Here is a 17,150-nt window from a genome sequence, read left to right as displayed (position 1 = left end):
ATTGAATTTTGACTATTGGAATTTTAAATTTTAAATTTAAAATAAGATGTTTAAAAAAATATTAATTGCAAATAGAGGGGAAATTGCGTTACGCGTAATTAGAACATGTAAGGAAATGGGGATCAAAACAGTAGCTGTTTATTCTACTGCTGATGCCGAAAGTCTTCATGTAAAGTTTGCTGACGAAGCGGTTTGTATAGGGCCTCCTCCAAGCAACTTATCCTATTTAAAAATGTCAAATATTATTGCCGCTGCCGAAATTACAAACGCAGATGCAATACATCCAGGATACGGATTCCTTTCTGAAAATTCTAAATTTTCAAAAATTTGTCAGGAACATGGGATCAAATTTATTGGAGCATCTCCAGAGATGATTGATAGAATGGGAGACAAAGCCTCCGCAAAATCAACTATGATTGAAGCAGGAGTTCCTTGCGTTCCTGGTTCAGTAGGTATTTTAGAGTCGTATGATCAAGCCTTACAATTATCAAGAGATTTTGGTTATCCAGTAATGCTGAAAGCAACTGCTGGTGGTGGTGGAAAAGGGATGCGTGCCGTTTGGAAAGAAGAGGAATTGTTAAAAGCATGGGAAGGTGCACGTCAGGAATCCGCAGCTGCTTTTGGGAATGACGGAATGTATTTGGAGAAATTAATTGAAGAGCCTCGTCATATTGAAATTCAAGTTATAGGCGATTCTTATGGAAAAGCGTGTCATCTTTCTGAAAGAGACTGCTCCGTACAAAGACGTCATCAAAAATTGACAGAAGAAACGCCTTCACCATTTATGACAGATGAATTGCGTACTAAAATGGGTGAAGCAGCTGTAAAAGCAGCTGAATACATTAAATATGAAGGTGCTGGAACTGTAGAATTTTTGGTTGATAAAAACCGTAATTTCTACTTTATGGAAATGAATACTCGTATCCAAGTAGAGCATCCTATTACAGAACAAGTTATTGATTATGATTTAATTCGTGAACAAATTCTTGTAGCCGCAGGGGTTGCTATTTCAGGAAAAAATTATTTGCCTCAATTGCATGCTATTGAATGCCGTATCAATGCGGAAGATCCTTATAATGATTTCCGTCCGTCTCCAGGAAAAATAACAACATTGCATATGCCAGGTGGACATGGAGTTCGTTTAGATACTCATGTATATTCAGGGTACACTATTCCGCCAAATTATGATTCAATGATTGCAAAACTTATTACTACAGCTCAATCTCGCGAGGAAGCAATCAGTAAAATGAGAAGAGCTTTAGATGAGTTTGTTATCGAAGGTATAAAAACTACTATTCCTTTCCACAGACAGTTAATGGATGATCCTCGTTATATTTCCGGAGATTATACCACTGCATTTATGGATACTTTCAAAATGAACGATCCCGAATAAAAAATACTACATTTAAGTAAAAACCTTGCAGGGATGCAAGGTTTTTTTGTTTTTACTTAATCTACAAAGTTTCTTTCAGCCATTTAAAAAATTCTCCTTGCCAAACCTGAGCATTCTGTGGTTTCAGCACCCAATGGTTTTCTTCTGGGAAATACAGGAATCTGCTTTTTATTCCGCGCATTTGTGCTGCTTGAAAAGCTTCTTGACCTTGACCTATTGGTACACGAAAATCTTTTCCGCCTTGAATAATTAAAATAGGTTTATTCCATTTTTCTACACTGGTCATTGGGTTAAATGTCGTGTAAGTTTTTTGAGCTATGGCATTGTCTTTTTCCCAATAAGCACCGCCAAAATCCCAATTGCTAAAGAATACTTCTTCGGTGGTTCCAAACATGCTTTGGGTATTATAAACGCCGTCGTGGGCAATGAAAGTTTTGAATCGGTTGTTGTGAATTCCAGCCAAATAAAAAACAGAATACCCACCGTAACTGGCACCAACGCATCCCAAACGATTTGCGTCAACATATTTTTCCTTAGACACGTCATCAATCGCTGATAGGTAATCATCCATTACCTGTCCGCCCCAGTCTTTGCTGATTTGCTCATTCCATGCTACGCCATGGCCTTGCATGCCGCGACGGTTTGGAGCCACAACAATATAACCATTTGCGGCCATCAACTGTAAATTCCATCGGTACGAATAAAATTGTGTCAACGGAGATTGTGGTCCGCCTTGACAATATAGAAGCGTTGGGTATTTTTTAGAAGCATCAAAATTAGGAGGAAGAATCACCCAAACTAACATTTTTTTGCCATCGGTTGTCGTTACATACCTTCTTTCGGTTTTGCTTAGCGCCAAAGAAGCATAGGTTGTTGTATTGACATTGGACAGTTGTTTCCATGTGTTTTTCTTCAGATTATAAGAAAATATTTCCGCAGCATGATTCATGTCGGTTCTCGTCACGATAATGGTACCGCCGGAAAAACCAACCAGATCATTGACATCAAATTCTCCCGTAGTGATTTGGCGAACGGTAATTGCTATTTTGATCATCCCCGGAAAATTAACTTCAAACAACTGTTTTGTTCCATCTACAGGCGCGACAAAAAATATTTTTTTTCCGTCACCACTCCACATGAAATTGTCTACAGTTCCGTCCCAATTTGCTGTGAGGTTCATTTTTATTCCTTTAAAGCTAACAATCAAATCGTTTTTATCGGCCTCATAACCGTCTCGTTTCATTTGTAACCAAGTTAAATTTCCTGTTGGAGAAAATTGTGGAGCGGTATCATATCCTAGGTTTTCTTCAGTCCTATTAATAGTTTTTCCAGTTTCTAAGTTATATTCGAAGATATTGGTGTTGGTAGAAAGAGCATAGTCAGTTCCTGCTTTTTTCTTGCTTACATAAAAGATGCTTTTGCTGTCTGGCGACCAAATGTAATCTTCATCGCCACCAAAAGGTTTTTGAGGACTGTCAAAATTTTCACCTTTTAGAATGTCAATTCCCACGGCGCCATCTTTATTCTCTCTATAAAAAACATGATTAAATTTGCCTTCGTTCCAAGTATCCCAATGACGGTAATTCAACCCATCGTAGATTTGAACATCTGATTTTATCAGTTCCGGATAAAAATCTTTTCCATGAACTTTTTCGATTTTTACTTCTTCATTGTAAACGATATATTTCCCGTCAGGAGAACTGTTTTTGTCTTTTAATAGGTCTTTAGTATCTTTTACTTCGGTTGGATTTCCACCATTTACGGGCAAAATGTAGAATTTTGTATCCGATTTATTTTCTTGAACAGAAGGAGTTGTCACTTTATAAACTACATTTTTTCCATCTTTGGAAATGCCTAAAGGAGCTACTCTTCCTAGTTTCCAAAGCAGTTCTGGAGTCATTATATTTTGTGCCATAGTAGTTAAACTCATCATTAATAAGGGTATAAGCAGTGCTTTTTTCATTTTAAAAATAGTTTTTTCGAATGATAAAATTAGCCAATTTAATTTGATGTTTTTTCGTTTTTAACACTTGCTTTTTAGCCCCGATAGCAGTGGAAATCCTTTCTAGTCCTGAACTTGTTTCAGGATCCTGAAACAAGTTCAGGACTAGAAAGATTGTAACGGATAGCGGGATTAGCTCCTGAAATAAATCCAGAATAAATCCAAAAAATTATTATTTTTATAAAAAAATTTGAACATGGATTTGAGCTATTGGGAATTAAAAAACTGGTTTACTGATGTAGATTATACGATTGTAGGAAGTGGGATTGTGGGCTTGAATGCTGCATTACGCTTGCGCGAAAGATTCCCAAAAAGCAAAATTTTAGTATTAGATAAAGGAATGTTGCCTCAAGGCGCGAGTACTAAAAATGCCGGTTTTGCGTGTTTTGGAAGTCTTTCAGAAATTATAGATGATTTAAAATCCCACTCGGAAGAGGAAGTCATTCATCTTGTTCAAAAACGATGGAAAGGCCTGCATTTGTTGCGAAAAAGATTGGGTGATGACACGATAGATTTTAAGCCCTATGGCGGATATGAGTTGTTTTTAAAAGACGACGAAAGTTGTTTCAGTGAATGTGTTGGGAAATTACCATTTATCAATGAAATTTTAAGACCACTATTTAGAGCAGATGTTTTTGCCAAAGAAGTTGATCGATTTGGGTTTGGTGGCATACAGGAATATCTGGTTTTCAATCCGTTTGAAGCACAAATAGATACTGGAAATATGATGCAAGCGCTGTTAAAAGAAGCGGTTTCTAAAAATATCTTAATCCTAAACCAACAAACTGTTACCTCCTATTTCGACAAAGGAAATGAAATGGAAGTTGCGCTTGGTGATTTTAGTTTTAGTACCCAAAAAATACTATTTGCAACAAATGGTTTTGCTGATGCATTAACAAATGGCGCGGTTAAACCTGCCAGAGCGCAAGTTTTGATTACAGAACCGATTAAAAATTTAGATATAAAAGGGACTTTTCACTTGGATAGAGGGTATTATTATTTCAGGAATATTGGCGATAGAATACTTTTGGGCGGGGGCAGAAACCTCGATTTTGAGACGGAAAATACAACTGAATTTGGACAAACAGAAATTGTCCAAAATAAATTGGAACAATTATTAAAAGAAGTAATTTTGCCGAATCAGGATTTCCAAATTGCACACCGTTGGAGCGGTATCATGGGTATTGGCAATAGTAAGAATCCTATCGTTTCACAACTGTCTGATAATGTCTATTGTGGTGTGCGATTGGGTGGAATGGGAGTGGCAATAGGAAGTATAATTGGAACAGAATTAGCAGATTTAGTGTAATGGCAACAAAAATAACGCCCAGGAAATCAAAACAACCCATTAAAAAAGAACCAACCTCTTTTATGAGCAAACTAACTCGTTTTTTACTCAAAATAGTATTGTGGTTCGTCGGAATCTCTTTGTTTTTTGTGGTGTTTTTTAAATTTGTACCCGTTCCGTTTACCCCATTAATGGTGATCCGTGGAATTGAAAATAAGGTTGCTGGAAAAGAAGTATTCTTTAGCCACGACTGGGAACCAATTGAAAATATCTCGATGAATCTTCAAAAAGCCGTAATCGCCAGTGAGGATGGAACGTTTCTAAAACACAATGGGTTTGATTTTGTGGCCATGCAAAAAGCGTATAAAAGCAATGAACGTGGCCGAAGAATAAAAGGTGGAAGCACAATATCGCAACAAACAGCCAAAAATGTATTTCTTTGGCAAGGCCGAAGTTATTTGAGAAAAGGACTTGAAGCGTATTTTACTGTTCTGATTGAAATCATTTGGGGAAAAGAACGCATCATGGAAGTGTACTTGAATAGTATCGAAATGGGGAATGGGGTCTATGGAGCACAAGCAGCCACAGAACATTGGTACCGAAAAGATGCTTCCAGTTTAACATTAATTCAGGCTGCAGGAATAGCAGCGATTTTGCCCAATCCAAGAAAATATTCGGCTACTAGTTCTTCCACGTACATTAACAGGCGAAAAGCAAAAATTGTACGCGTGATGCGTCAAGTAGGAAAAATTGAATATCCAAAATAATTTGAATTAAGTATGAAAATACAATCTCTAAAAATAAAAAACCGTAAACTCTTACTTAAAAGATTTTACGGTTTTGTTTTGTGGAGAATATCGGATTCGAACCGATCACCTTCCCGAAAGCTTTCGGGACACTCTATTCAAATGATTTTTTTGATATTATAAATTCAATATATTTTCTGCTTTTCTTCTTTTTGATTTCCATTTCTCTTTGTACAGCTAACGACCGAGAATCAAAATTTTCAAAATAAACTAGAATCCAATCTTTAGCCACTTTTGTATAAGTGCTTCTACTATTTAAATGGTCATTAAGTCTGTTTTCAATATTTTCACAAGAACCTATGTAGTATTTATCCAAAGTTTTAGAGAAAATAATATAAGTATAAAACATGGGCTTTAAAATAAAAAAAGCCTCACATTGCTGTAAGGCTTGGTATTGTTGGTGGAGAATATCGGATTCGAACCGATCACCTCTTGCCTGCCAGTAGTGACAGTGTTGATTTTTATATCTGAAAATCAGCACAGTATAAATATGTAAAATTGCAAAATGTAGCATTTTTTATCATTTATCCACTTAATAAGTACACTTACTATTTGCTAATTATCTTTATCTTTAATATCTGAAAAAATATCTGAAGTTCCTGATGTCTTATCTTTATTAGGAATTATTTTCTTTGTTATTATTGTTTTTTTCGAAATGCTACCTTCTTTGTCTATTCCCGTTTTTAAAACTTCAATCGTAGGCACTACAACTATTGGATGATTGTAAGCTTCGAAAAACTTTCTTCGTTCGATTTTAGAATAATCAAGAATAACAGATAGCAACCCTTTAAGAGTTGGTTCGAATGAATTTGGATTTATGAAATTTGGATTATATCCAGCTATTTCTAATTCTTTAGCCCAATTGTATAATTTTTTTGCAATTTCATTTTTACTAAAAAACTCTTTAAGAATATCCGTGTCTGAGTTTTCAAGTGATTTTGCAATAGAACTTTGAGATTTATTTCCAGATATTTGAATGGCTATTGATAATATTTTATCAACCCCATCGCTACCTAAATTTCCAAAATTGAACCCCTCAGACAGTTTTTTTTCTTTGTCTGAAATTTCTAAAAATGCAATATCTTTTACAATGAAATCAATAATAATTAATAGATGAGATAAAACTAAATAAACCATTCTAGTTGCATCTTCTCTTTTTTGAATATCAGTAGATGCCTTTTCAAGAAAATATTGCAAAAGCAGTAAAGTGCCATTAAACCCAGCAAAATCCAATTCAGTTAAAAGTCTTGATTTTGATGATTCATAAAGAAATTTCCAGTCCTTATTGTCATAAGTTTTGTAACTTCTGTATTTTGATAATTTTTGTAGCAAATCTTCTTCCGTGAGACGTTCAGGTAAGCTTTGTTTCCTTAGTTTTCCAAGAAAAGCACCATCTAAAACAAGTGTGTCATGTAGTTGTCCAAAAGAATGTGTTAGCCCTTTTTGGTCCGTAGTTGCAACAATACAGGAATTAAATCCTAAAAGTTTTTTTAGTCCATTTGCCCATAATATTCTTTCAAATGCTTGTGGTGATTTTTTGTTTTTTATGTCAACGTTAATTCTATCCCTTGTTAGGCTTGATGAACGACCATACAGATATAAGTCAACATCCGTTACATCTAATCCTTCATATCTATATTTCACGCCCCTAACAACATAGTATCCTAAATTTAAAAAATAGGTTCTAAGTAGCTCTTCCATCTGCTCTCCCTTGTTAATTGTTTTTTGGTCTTCCATTAGTTTCTAAATGTTCTTAATAAGTCACCTACCGATTTCTTTGAGTTTTCATTTTCTTTCTTTCTGTTTGAAGTTCTAATTTGTTCTGGACCAACATAATTAGTCACATTGCTAGAATGCATAGAACCTACTAATGTCTGCTCATCTGTATTTCCAAACTCTAAAACCTGCATTGCTAATTCTCCAATATCTCTTTTTAAAAGCGTCATATAGAATAGGTTTGTATTAGGTTTTTGTCTTAATTGGATTACTCGTTTCATTTCTAAAAGTTGATAATCTTGTCCAATTGCTGTTGCTGGACCTACTTCATGACCATTGACTAATTTTTGCATTAGAAGTTTTAACATATTAATTTTTCCTCGTCCATCAGAACTGAAATTCATACCATAGTATAACGAAGCGACAAAAGCTTTTGCTAAATCTAGTGCATCTTCCTCAAAAGGATTGCCATACTTTGCAAATGCAGAAGGCTTGGTAACAATTGTTTTGGTTTCTTTATGATTACTTACATCATTAAAGTCATACATTCCTATTGAATTCAACTTGGATAATAATTGAATACCTAAAATAGTTTGGCCGTAATCTAGGTCAACACATCCTTTAACTTGCAAGATTCCATCTAATTCTGTAACTTTTCTTATTTCATCTTCACTTAAAGAACTAAGAACGGCATTAGTTTTCGTTGCTGCACCTCGCCTAAAAAGGTTACCATTAAAATAAAATTTAGTTGAATCCTCAAGTTTTTCAAAATCAACAAATCCAATTTCTTCAGATTGCGAAAATAAATCAGCAGTTTCAGTGCTTGTTAATTGATAGGTATCTGATATATATTCCGAAAGGATAATTCCACTTTTAGGTAAATCTGAAATGTTTTCTGACAAATCTAACGCAGCTTGCTGGTATCGTGAGGGGTTACTGCTTTGAAAAATATCAGTGGTGTGCTGTAAAACTGTAGATGTCGTAATACCCAATACTGAAATAGAACCATTAGTCCCAAGGTCTATAAGTTGTGCCTCAGCTAATTTAGCTTTAATTGATTCAATTTCAGTTTTTTTAAGGTTTGAAACCTTAGCTATTGCTGTTATCTTCTCTTTATTTAGTTCGCTTTGACTATGAGAAGCTGCCAAACTAGACAAGAACATTCCACATTTCCCCGCTTCTTCAATGTCTTCAAAATCTTGAGTATTCCTTACATCAAATAATTTTTTTGTATGGTTTATCAACCACGCCCCTTCAGTTTTCTTATCCATTTCCTATTACTAAATTTTAAGATATAAACTTAATTAAATTTTATTACTTAAAGTAATTAAGATAAAAAATATTACAAAAAATATGATTTTTATATTCTTGTTAAATGCTGTTTTTTGAATGTCTTATTTTCTGAAAAGGGATGATGCAAAATCCAGATATTATTTTCAGAATTTTAGCTTTTTATTTTTTTAAGTTATTATTTTGTTAGTAAAAATAGTAATTTTGATTTTTTAATTATAATGTTTAAATACGATGAAAATAGTATCTTTTTTTGCAGGTGCAGGTGGTCTTGATTTAGGATTCCAAAAGGCTGGTTTTGATGTTGTATGGGCAAATGAATACGATAAAGAAATATGGGAAACATATGAAAAAAATCATAAAAATACAATTTTAGATAAACGTAGCATTGTTGATATTCCTTCCGAGGAAGTTCCTGATTGCGATGGAATAATTGGAGGTCCACCCTGTCAAAGTTGGTCAGAGGGTGGTTCTAAAAGAGGTATTGCTGATAAAAGAGGACAACTTTTTTATGAATTTATGCGAATACTTGCCGATAAGCAACCTAAATTTTTTCTTGCAGAAAATGTTTCAGGAATGTTAGTTCCTGCTCATAAAGAAGCTCTAGAAAACATTAAACAAATGTTCGATGATATAGGATATAATTTATCATTTGAATTATTAAATGTTTCTGATTTTGGTATTCCACAAGATAGAAAACGTGTTTTTTTTATAGGTTATAGAAAAGATTTAGGCTTAAAATTTCAATTTCCAAAACCTATAACTCCTAAAGATAAATTTACTTTAGAACAAGCAATTGGAGATTTAAAAAATAATGTTTTACCAGCTAAAGAGGGTAATTACACCAATGGTGAAAAATGTAAAGTAAAAAATCACGAATACATGATTGGAGGTTTTTCTTCAATGTTTATGTCAAGAAACAGAGTTCGTTCTTGGGACGAAGTTTCATTTACTATACAAGCAGGAGGAAGACATGCTCCTCTTCATCCTCAAGCACCAAAGATGAATCTTGTAGAACAAAATGTAAGAGAGTTTGTAAGAGGTAAAGAAAATTTATATCGTAGATTAAGTGTTCGTGAGTGTGCAAGAGTCCAAACTTTTCCTGATGATTTTGTTTTCCATTATAAAAGTGTGGTAGCGGGTTATAAGATGATTGGAAATGCTGTTCCTGTAAATATGGCTAAAATTTTGGGTCAAAAAATATTTAAAGATTTGAGCAAAGTAAAACCCACAAAAATCACTTTAAAATCAACATCTATTATTAGTGATGGTAATGTAGTTCGTGAAAAAATGAATGAAATCATAAATAGCATATCTGCATAATGGCAAAAATTTCAACTCAAACTATAAACGGTAAAGCATTTGAATATGCTTTACTAAATGAATTTTTAGAAAGATTAAAAGTTGTAACTACTGTTTCGGTTGTTGACAATGAACCATATAAAACTGCTAAAAAATGTTTTTTAAGTTTTGATGAAAAAGAACAAGGTCAGTATAGGTTAGTCGCTAGTTTTGCTGTTAATTTTCTTCTTGACATTGAACCACGATTGTCAAACGGAATTAATGAGAATGATATTTTGCAACTTGAAATTGTTTCAGACAAAAGAGGTCAAAGTGGTGATGTACGTGATGTTTTAGCAATTAGGTCATTACAAAAGTGGGAAATTGGGATATCTGCAAAAAATAATCACAGAGCAGTTAAGCATCCTCGTTTGTCTAATAAAATTGATTTTGGTAAAGAATGGTTAGGCATTCCATGTTCAATTGATTATTTTAATGAAATTAATCCGATTTTTGATAATTTAGCTAGATTACGAACAGCTAGTAAAGCAACTCAAAAATGGGACACATTAGGAGATTATCACATTTCGGTTTATGTCCCAATACTAGATTCTTTTAAAAAAGAATTATTGCGTTTGGATGAAGAAAATTCTGGAATTGTAGCAGAACAATTATTACAATATCTGATTGGCAGACAAGATTTTTATAAAGTAATTAAAGGCAAGAATAAAGTTGATATTCAGGCATATAATTTACATGGTACTTTAAATCTACCTTTTGAAAATATAAAGCCAAAATATAAAATTCAAAAGTTGAAATTACCAAATAGGCTAATTGAAGTTGTTTACCAAGATAATTCTAAAACAACACTTTTAGTTACTTTAAATGAAGGATGGCAAATCTCTTTTAGAATACATAATGCAAGTTCTCGTATTGAGCCATCTTTAAAGTTTGATATTAATTTAGTTTCTGCACCTCATTCCCTTTTTTCAAATCAATTGATTATAGCATAAATCTCTTTAATGATTTAAAGCTGGTTAAACTAAGTAAATTTGCTTCATTATTTTGATAAATTTTGCCCAACACTCCTCCAGTAGTTAAGATTATCTGTCGTTTTGTTTTAAACGAAGAAACGGGCGATATGTAGCTTTTAATGTTTTGCATTAAAATCACTAATTAAATGTTCAATATATTGCACATGTTTAATTATTTTCCTATATTTGTTTAGGATTTAGGAAGAAAAAAATCAATATATGAAACCAAATAAACAAGGACAAATAGTAAAATTTCATACTCCACTAGAAGGAGAAAATCCAGAGCAATTTTATGTGGTCCTTGAAGTGATTGAAGATGACTCTGGACCTAGAGCCGACATTCAAGCACTTAACACAGGTTTAGCTTTTCCACCAATAAATACAGTTCGTTTAGATGATTTAGAAGTAGTTGAGGTTAGTACTCAAGATTTAATTGGACATTATGTTACCATAAACAAAGCGGACTATTCCCAAGTAGATGGAAAAGTGATTAGTGTCAATGAACAAAAAATCAATTTAGATTTGACAAATGGCATTAATGAAGTTGAAACCAATGTTTATCTTACAAAAGTTGATAAAAATGGCAAAGAGCACTTAGGAACCTTATATGTTAACCCAGAATAAAGAATTCAAAAACCACAAAATCAAAATACAATCATCATGAGTACTTTCATAAATGAAGAAGAAAAACTAAAGCATCCATACTATAAACTGATGGAATTGAGAGACGATGCTTTGGAAACAGAATTAAATTCTTGGTCAAGATTAGATTTAATAGAATGGCTTTGTTGGAATGACCGAAATGGTGTTTATAGAGATAATGAATCGTTGCAAGAGTTTGGCAATACAGTTAGTAAAGAAGAAGCAATTGAAATCATTACCAGACAAATAACGGAAGCGTAAAAAATGGTAAATAGAGACTCTCAATTAGCAAAGGATTCAATTGAAAATTACATTCATAACTGTCGCTTAAAAATGGGACAGAATATTCGTGGAATCAGAGAAAAAAGAGGTTATAGTCAAGATGAGTTAGCAGAAATCATGGGCGTAAACCGAACTACAATTTCCAAAATAGAAAACGGTAAGTTTAGTTTTAGCATAGATTACTTAGCTAAGTTTTCACTGTTTTTAGATTTTAATTTTTCATTAGTTGATAACCAAGTGATTTAGCGATGAGGTAGTTTAATACCTCATCTGTCAGAATCATTTATTTCCTGTTCAATAATTTGGATGCAATCTTGTAAATTTTTCTTAATGAATGTACTCCAAAACCGAACCACTCTCCATCCATGACCCAAAAGATATTGGTTAACTTCTGCATCTCTTTTTATATTCCTTTCAATTTTAAGAATCCAATATTCCCGATTAGAATGGATTTTATCTTTTCTTTCTTCCCAATTATAACCATGAAAGAACTCACCATCAACAAATATTGCAATTTTGGGCTTTTTGAAAGTTAGGTCTGGTGTGCCAAAAACAGATTTGTCATTTTTTCTATAGCGATGCCCTCGATGCCACAAAGTTTTAGCTAGAAGAATCTCTTCCTTTGTGTCCTTGCCCTTAATGGCTTGCATGATTTTGCTTCTTATTTCTTTTGAGAACTTATCCATTTGAAAAGAAATGAAATAAAGAATTTATTGTAGTCGGTATAAAATTAAGAATGTATATTCAGAAATTTGCCAATTTGGTATTTAGTACAGCAAATTACTTTGTTTGCTTTGATAAATTTTATCCAATATTCCAACTGTTGTTGTCAACACCTTACCTTTAGGCACACCTATTTTATCGAGTAACATTCTCATTTGTATAGCAGTCAGCTTTAGTTTCATATCCTTCGTTTAATGATAAATATCGCTCCAAAAGCACAAACACTCATGAAAAAATAAATAATTCTTTAGAACTAGGCTGAGGCTTGCACACAGTATAGATTATATCTAGCTTTTAGCAATGCAATCAACTTGAATCAATGGAGCAGAAACGGGCTGATGTGGTCCCTTATGGTACGTGTAAAAGGTTGAGAAGTCAATTTTTTTTCGCATTTTTTTTGGGAAAAATTTTTTTCGAATTTTGTCTTAAAAAACAATAAATCGATTTTTTTTGAATAATCAAGGGCTAGTATAATGATGTTCTATTTATGTACATAGCTAGCTGGTAACGAGAATTTTTATGTTAAAAATTCATTCCTGTTTTTGATGGGGGAAGGCCCCTTCCTCCGTCCCACTTTCTAGTTAACATTATTCAACTCTGAATTTAACATGTTTGATAGGTAATATTTCAATCGACACAAAGCTTTAAAATAACATTTAAAATTCATAAAAATAAGATTCAATTTGAATTGCTGTAAAAAATAATAGCATAAATTAGCAGAAAAATAAAGATGCAGTTTGTCAGACCAAGCTATCCAGATGGGAGTAAATTGGGATGTTTTTTCAGAAATACATCAAAGTTAGTGGCAAGCTAAAACATAAACAATTACTATGTCAAATAACATAAATAAATTTTGGAAAATAAAAAGACTCTCTTCAAAAACTTTTTAAGTGATTTAAAAAATACTCCTAATTCAATTGACGAATACAAATACATTGGAACAGGAAATCCATATTCTAGTACTTTAATAATTGGAAAAGAAGCAGCTATATCAATAGAATCGGAGCAATATGAAATAGAAATTGTAGATAACTTTAATTATTGGAATAATCTTGAAGAATATAATTCTGACAATATTATAGAAAGAAATTTTGAAAAATATTCAGCTTTATATCCATATAAAGGACAAATTCTGAAAAAAGATAATAGGAAAAATTGGGGAACAAGTAAGACGTGGATGAATTATCAAAAGCTAATCAACTTTATATATAATAATCCTCAAAACAGCTTAATTAATTTCCACGAAAAATCATTCATAACAGAAGTAAATTCAACACCAAGTAAAGTAACAGCAAATGCTAGTACTGAATCAATTTCATTCAGAAAAAAACATATCTTAACTTCTGATTTCTTTCAAAGTTTTCCAATTGTAATTATATCGGGAGTCGGATATTTTGAAGCATCTGAGCAAAATAATGAAATTGAACAAATTTTCAATGTTACTTTCACAGAAAAAATATATGCGGATAAAGAAAAGAAAACCCAACCTTATTGGATTCATTGGAATAAAGAAAAAACAAAAATTGTAATAAACACCTATCAATTAAGTATTGGTATTGCGGATGTTTTATTATGTGAAATTGCAAAAGTAATACAAAACAGCAATTTACTTAAATAAAAAATCCATCCACTAACTGCTGTTTTGAGCTAGTGTCCAGTGCCCAGTGCCCAAGAATACCCATTATAAATTGAAATCAAAGAAATCATTTGTTTCAATTGTGGTGGATTATAAAATGATGAAATATTGGTACAATTGTCTACTCCTTTTTTTATTTCAATACTGTTGCTAATTAGATTATTCATTGTTTAAATCGGCTGATTTGGTGATTGATAAATTATATTCGAAGTCAATTTTATTGAGAAATTCTTGAACCATCTTTAATACCATATCCATATCATTTTCTTTAACTATTAATGAATCGTGTTTGGTCAAGCAAAATATTTTTTTTGTTTTAATGAGTCGTAAAATGCCATCAATAAAAATATTGGATTCTTTTAGTTGAAGCATAATAGCGAAAGTGTTATCTCCATTTTCTTTTTTAAAATCATCAATCCATTTAACAACACTACTAAATAAATTTTTAATTTTTATCTTACCAGAAGTGTTGTTTTTTCTCGAACTAAACATAATTTCAAACATTGCATTTTTACCTTGTTTTCTTGTCTCTAAACCTAGTTCAAGCTCAATGTAATCGTATAGTTTGCCCGAAACAGAAAGTGCTTTAAATCGGTCGTAATCTGGCGTATTTAAGGTGTCTTTTAATATGTGTGATAGTATTGTAAATTGTGAATTATTAAGGTCAATCTGAACCAAATTATTCTGGGCACATATATCATCAACTAGAAGTGAACACATATTCGTTAGGTTGGTATCTAGCCTATTATTTGTTGTGTTTCTTGCTGCCCTAAAACTACCCATTCTCATTTTTTCGATTGAATCGGTATAGGCTAAATTGATTGACACTTTTTTGTTATGAATAAATTGGTTTTCATCAGCAATACGGAATCTTCCATTATCATTTATAAGGCTCATTCCTTTTAATTTAGCTTTGGCAATAGCATCAATTGTTTTCATAAAAAATGAATTGCCATTTGGCGCAAAAATTCTAACACTCAATTGATTTATTTGCTCATTGACTTTAAATTCCGATATAGATAGTGTGGAAACTCTTTTATCAACTATATTTTGTAATCGGTCATAATCAATTTTAAGTGTAGTAATATCATCAATAAACCTTCTGTTCTGAATTCCATCTGATACAGTTATATTTTTAATAATATCCTTGTATCCCACTGTTAATAAGGGTTGATGTTCTTTTTCATTACATAGTGTATTTGAAAGATTACAAGATTTAGAAACTTTAAAATCTTTAAAATATTCTTGTGAAACTGAATAATTATAACAGATATTCTTATCAGCTGAATAATATTCATTTCTTACAACTATCTTTTCATTGATTAAGACCTTTAACCATTTAAAATAATAATCATCAAATGTTTTAGTAAGATATGTTTGTGTTTTAGGTGTTGGTGTTGTAACATCCCAGAATTCTTGAAATGAATCCCTAAGTAGGATACCAACGAATTTAAACGAATGTGATTTTTCCGTTTTTGTAATATTTAATTTTTGAATATCATCAACCAAAGTTTTAGGTAATGAAATGTATGATGTTGCTGTTTTTTTGTGAACAAGTTGTTGATTGTTCTTTTTGTTAATTTTCAAGATTAATATTTATTTCTGCTTTGTTATTTTTTCTGCTTTGGGTGCAGAAACCAGAGGTGGTATGCCTACCATTTATCCTCTGGATACCCAAGTAATCTACTAGCTACATATATAGATATCTATATACTTTTAAAAATTTAAATTACTTTAATATTTGTTTGCTATCGATTATTTTAAATATACTAACAAGCAACTTGATAGTCAACTAATACGACATATATTATTTTGTTATAGCTATTAGTTTTTTAATAAAATTTATCTATACATTTGATTGAATTAGATTATTCCCCTTTAATTTCTCTAATAATCCAGCCACAACATCAACAGTCATAGCCAATCCAATTGCTTTTAATTTATTGGTTTTTGATACATTTGGAACATCGGCAACATATCCATCTGGAATAGTCATTAATCTTTCGCATTCCAGAATACTAGGCAAACGATAGCATCCATTTGGGAAATCATATTCACCAAATGCTGACCTAGACTTCCCGACATAACCAGATTTGTTTAGAATAAATGGATATTCCAATAACTTTTGTTCAGTAGTTAAGTCTGCAAATTCTTTATCCTTATATATAAGGTTGCCAAGATTCATTTTATAGTATCTAAAAATTCCGTTAGTGAGTGTGATATTGCTACCCAATAAAACATTAGCTTTTTCTTTATCCACATAGCCATTTACTATAATGTCATGGTATTTAATTTCTTTTGGTTCTGGAATTCCAACATTTGGAATGTTGGTCCAGTAAAGTCTTCTTCTATTTGCTGGAGCCACATCTGCCGAATTTATCTTAACAAGCTGAATATTTCCAAATATTTGAGAAAGTTCGTTAGTTATTATATCTCTGTCTTTTGAAGTCATGCTAGCTACATTTTCCATTAAAAAATAAAGCTTTTTTCCAGAAGGCATAAAAACATAAATTTCACTCAGAATTTTTAAAGCTTCATAGAATAATCTTGATTCAGTTCCTTTAAGACCTCTTCTGTCACTAGGATTGATGCTAGAAAGATTTGTGCATGGACTACCAAATATAACTAGGTCAACTTCATCCCATAAGTCGGAACTATATATTTTACGTACATCACCTAATTGAATGTGATTGGTATCACCACTATAATGATAGTTCTGAATAGCAAGTGCATTTGGGCAGATTTCAGAACTGTAATACTTATTGATTTTGATTCCAGCTTTTTTTAGAGCTAATTTGGCACATGAGATGCCATCGAATAATGATAGGACATTTAATCCTTCATTGTTGTTTTGGGTCGTTTTCATAATATTTATCGTTTTATAATAAATATTACGCCATGGGGAAAAGAACATTTTTTGCACTGGAGAAAAACCAATTATTTCCACTATCTCCCTGTTTAAAGGGGATACAGAGCTAAAAAAAAGTGAAAATAATTTGATAAAACCTGGCGCAGGAACAAATTTCCTTGTACACTCGTGGTGTACAAACAATTTAA

General features: G+C 32.2%; 17 protein-coding genes. 9 read left to right on the top strand and 8 right to left on the bottom strand.

Annotation, left to right across the window (positions count from 1 at the left end):
- Positions 1-46: 46 nt before the first annotated feature.
- On the top strand, positions 47-1,393 hold the full coding sequence (accC, locus tag ACP7AQ_RS08750) for an acetyl-CoA carboxylase biotin carboxylase subunit (protein ID WP_426062805.1): 1,347 nt from the start codon (positions 47-49) through the stop codon (positions 1,391-1,393).
- A gap of 61 nt (positions 1,394-1,454) precedes the next feature.
- On the opposite strand, the gene ACP7AQ_RS08745 is transcribed toward accC, so the two are convergent.
- A complete protein-coding gene (locus ACP7AQ_RS08745) occupies positions 1,455-3,356 on the bottom strand; it encodes an alpha/beta fold hydrolase (RefSeq protein ID WP_426095185.1) in 1,902 nt (633 codons plus the stop codon).
- Positions 3,357-3,591: 235 nt separating this feature from the next.
- On the opposite strand from ACP7AQ_RS08745, the gene ACP7AQ_RS08740 reads away from it, so the two are divergent.
- Together ACP7AQ_RS08740 and mtgA are read left to right on the top strand one after the other, a co-directional pair.
- Entirely contained in the window at positions 3,592-4,704 is a 1,113-nt protein-coding gene (locus ACP7AQ_RS08740) for an NAD(P)/FAD-dependent oxidoreductase (RefSeq protein WP_426095184.1), read from the top strand.
- Complete coding sequence (gene mtgA / locus ACP7AQ_RS08735; protein WP_426095183.1) at positions 4,704-5,450, top strand: monofunctional biosynthetic peptidoglycan transglycosylase; 747 nt, start codon at positions 4,704-4,706, stop codon at positions 5,448-5,450. The genes ACP7AQ_RS08740 and mtgA overlap by 1 nt, the downstream gene beginning before the upstream one ends.
- A gap of 133 nt (positions 5,451-5,583) precedes the next feature.
- Here the strand turns inward: mtgA and ACP7AQ_RS08730 are convergent, their stop codons facing one another.
- The 3 genes from ACP7AQ_RS08730 to ACP7AQ_RS08720 are packed head-to-tail and all read right to left on the bottom strand — an operon-like array spanning position 5,584 to position 8,476.
- Complete coding sequence (locus tag ACP7AQ_RS08730) at positions 5,584-6,003, bottom strand: GIY-YIG nuclease family protein (RefSeq protein ID WP_426095182.1); 420 nt, start codon at positions 6,001-6,003, stop codon at positions 5,584-5,586.
- A gap of 41 nt (positions 6,004-6,044) precedes the next feature.
- Positions 6,045-7,226: a hypothetical protein gene (locus tag ACP7AQ_RS08725; protein WP_426095181.1), complete on the bottom strand. Its 1,182-nt coding sequence runs from the start codon at positions 7,224-7,226 to the stop codon at positions 6,045-6,047.
- Positions 7,226-8,476, bottom strand: coding sequence for a hypothetical protein (locus tag ACP7AQ_RS08720; protein ID WP_426095180.1), 1,251 nt, complete (start codon positions 8,474-8,476; stop codon positions 7,226-7,228). The genes ACP7AQ_RS08725 and ACP7AQ_RS08720 overlap by 1 nt, the downstream gene beginning before the upstream one ends.
- A gap of 253 nt (positions 8,477-8,729) precedes the next feature.
- Between ACP7AQ_RS08720 and ACP7AQ_RS08715 the strand changes: the two genes are divergently transcribed.
- The 5 genes from ACP7AQ_RS08715 (at position 8,730) to ACP7AQ_RS08695 (ending at position 11,980) form a co-directional block, all read left to right on the top strand.
- Positions 8,730-9,818 (top strand): DNA cytosine methyltransferase, encoded by a 1,089-nt coding sequence (locus tag ACP7AQ_RS08715; protein WP_426095179.1) that lies wholly within the window; start codon positions 8,730-8,732, stop codon positions 9,816-9,818.
- On the top strand, positions 9,818-10,789 hold the full coding sequence (locus ACP7AQ_RS08710) for a HaeIII family restriction endonuclease (RefSeq protein ID WP_426095178.1): 972 nt from the start codon (positions 9,818-9,820) through the stop codon (positions 10,787-10,789). Before ACP7AQ_RS08715 ends, ACP7AQ_RS08710 begins: the two co-directional genes overlap by 1 nt.
- Positions 10,790-11,029: 240 nt before the next feature.
- Positions 11,030-11,434: a hypothetical protein gene (locus tag ACP7AQ_RS08705; protein WP_426095177.1), complete on the top strand. Its 405-nt coding sequence runs from the start codon at positions 11,030-11,032 to the stop codon at positions 11,432-11,434.
- A gap of 36 nt (positions 11,435-11,470) precedes the next feature.
- The gene (locus tag ACP7AQ_RS08700; RefSeq protein ID WP_426095176.1) at positions 11,471-11,713 is read left to right on the top strand and encodes a hypothetical protein; all 243 of its coding nucleotides are present in this window, start codon (positions 11,471-11,473) and stop codon (positions 11,711-11,713) included.
- Between the two features lie 3 nt (positions 11,714-11,716).
- Entirely contained in the window at positions 11,717-11,980 is a 264-nt protein-coding gene (locus tag ACP7AQ_RS08695; protein ID WP_426095175.1) for a helix-turn-helix domain-containing protein, read from the top strand.
- A 20-nt stretch (positions 11,981-12,000) separates the two neighbouring features.
- Here the strand turns inward: ACP7AQ_RS08695 and ACP7AQ_RS08690 are convergent, their stop codons facing one another.
- Positions 12,001-12,420 (bottom strand): very short patch repair endonuclease, encoded by a 420-nt coding sequence (locus ACP7AQ_RS08690; protein WP_426095174.1) that lies wholly within the window; start codon positions 12,418-12,420, stop codon positions 12,001-12,003.
- 890 nt (positions 12,421-13,310) lie between these two features.
- Here ACP7AQ_RS08690 and ACP7AQ_RS08685 point away from each other — a divergent pair.
- Positions 13,311-14,075: a hypothetical protein gene (locus tag ACP7AQ_RS08685; protein ID WP_426095173.1), complete on the top strand. Its 765-nt coding sequence runs from the start codon at positions 13,311-13,313 to the stop codon at positions 14,073-14,075.
- A gap of 29 nt (positions 14,076-14,104) precedes the next feature.
- Here ACP7AQ_RS08685 and ACP7AQ_RS08680 read toward each other — a convergent pair whose 3' ends face one another.
- The 3 genes from ACP7AQ_RS08680 to ACP7AQ_RS08670 all read right to left on the bottom strand — a co-directional run bounded on the left by ACP7AQ_RS08680 (position 14,105) and on the right by ACP7AQ_RS08670 (position 17,040).
- The gene (locus ACP7AQ_RS08680) at positions 14,105-14,260 is read right to left on the bottom strand and encodes a hypothetical protein (RefSeq protein ID WP_426095172.1); all 156 of its coding nucleotides are present in this window, start codon (positions 14,258-14,260) and stop codon (positions 14,105-14,107) included.
- Positions 14,253-15,680, bottom strand: a complete 1,428-nt coding sequence (locus ACP7AQ_RS08675; protein WP_426095171.1) for a hypothetical protein — start codon at positions 15,678-15,680, stop codon at positions 14,253-14,255. Before ACP7AQ_RS08675 ends, ACP7AQ_RS08680 begins: the two co-directional genes overlap by 8 nt.
- Before the next feature lie 259 nt (positions 15,681-15,939).
- Positions 15,940-17,040 carry a DNA cytosine methyltransferase gene (locus tag ACP7AQ_RS08670; protein ID WP_426095170.1) on the bottom strand — a complete coding sequence of 367 codons (1,101 nt, stop codon included), beginning with the start codon at positions 17,038-17,040 and terminating at the stop codon, positions 15,940-15,942.
- Between the last annotated feature and the right edge of the window lie 110 nt (positions 17,041-17,150).

The sequence above is a fragment of the Flavobacterium sp. DSR2-3-3 genome, from assembly GCF_049896585.1.
Classification (GTDB): Bacteria; Bacteroidota; Bacteroidia; order Flavobacteriales; family Flavobacteriaceae; genus Flavobacterium.
The sequence above is the reverse complement of the archived record's forward strand: the minus strand, read 5'-3'. Positions and strand labels throughout refer to the sequence as shown.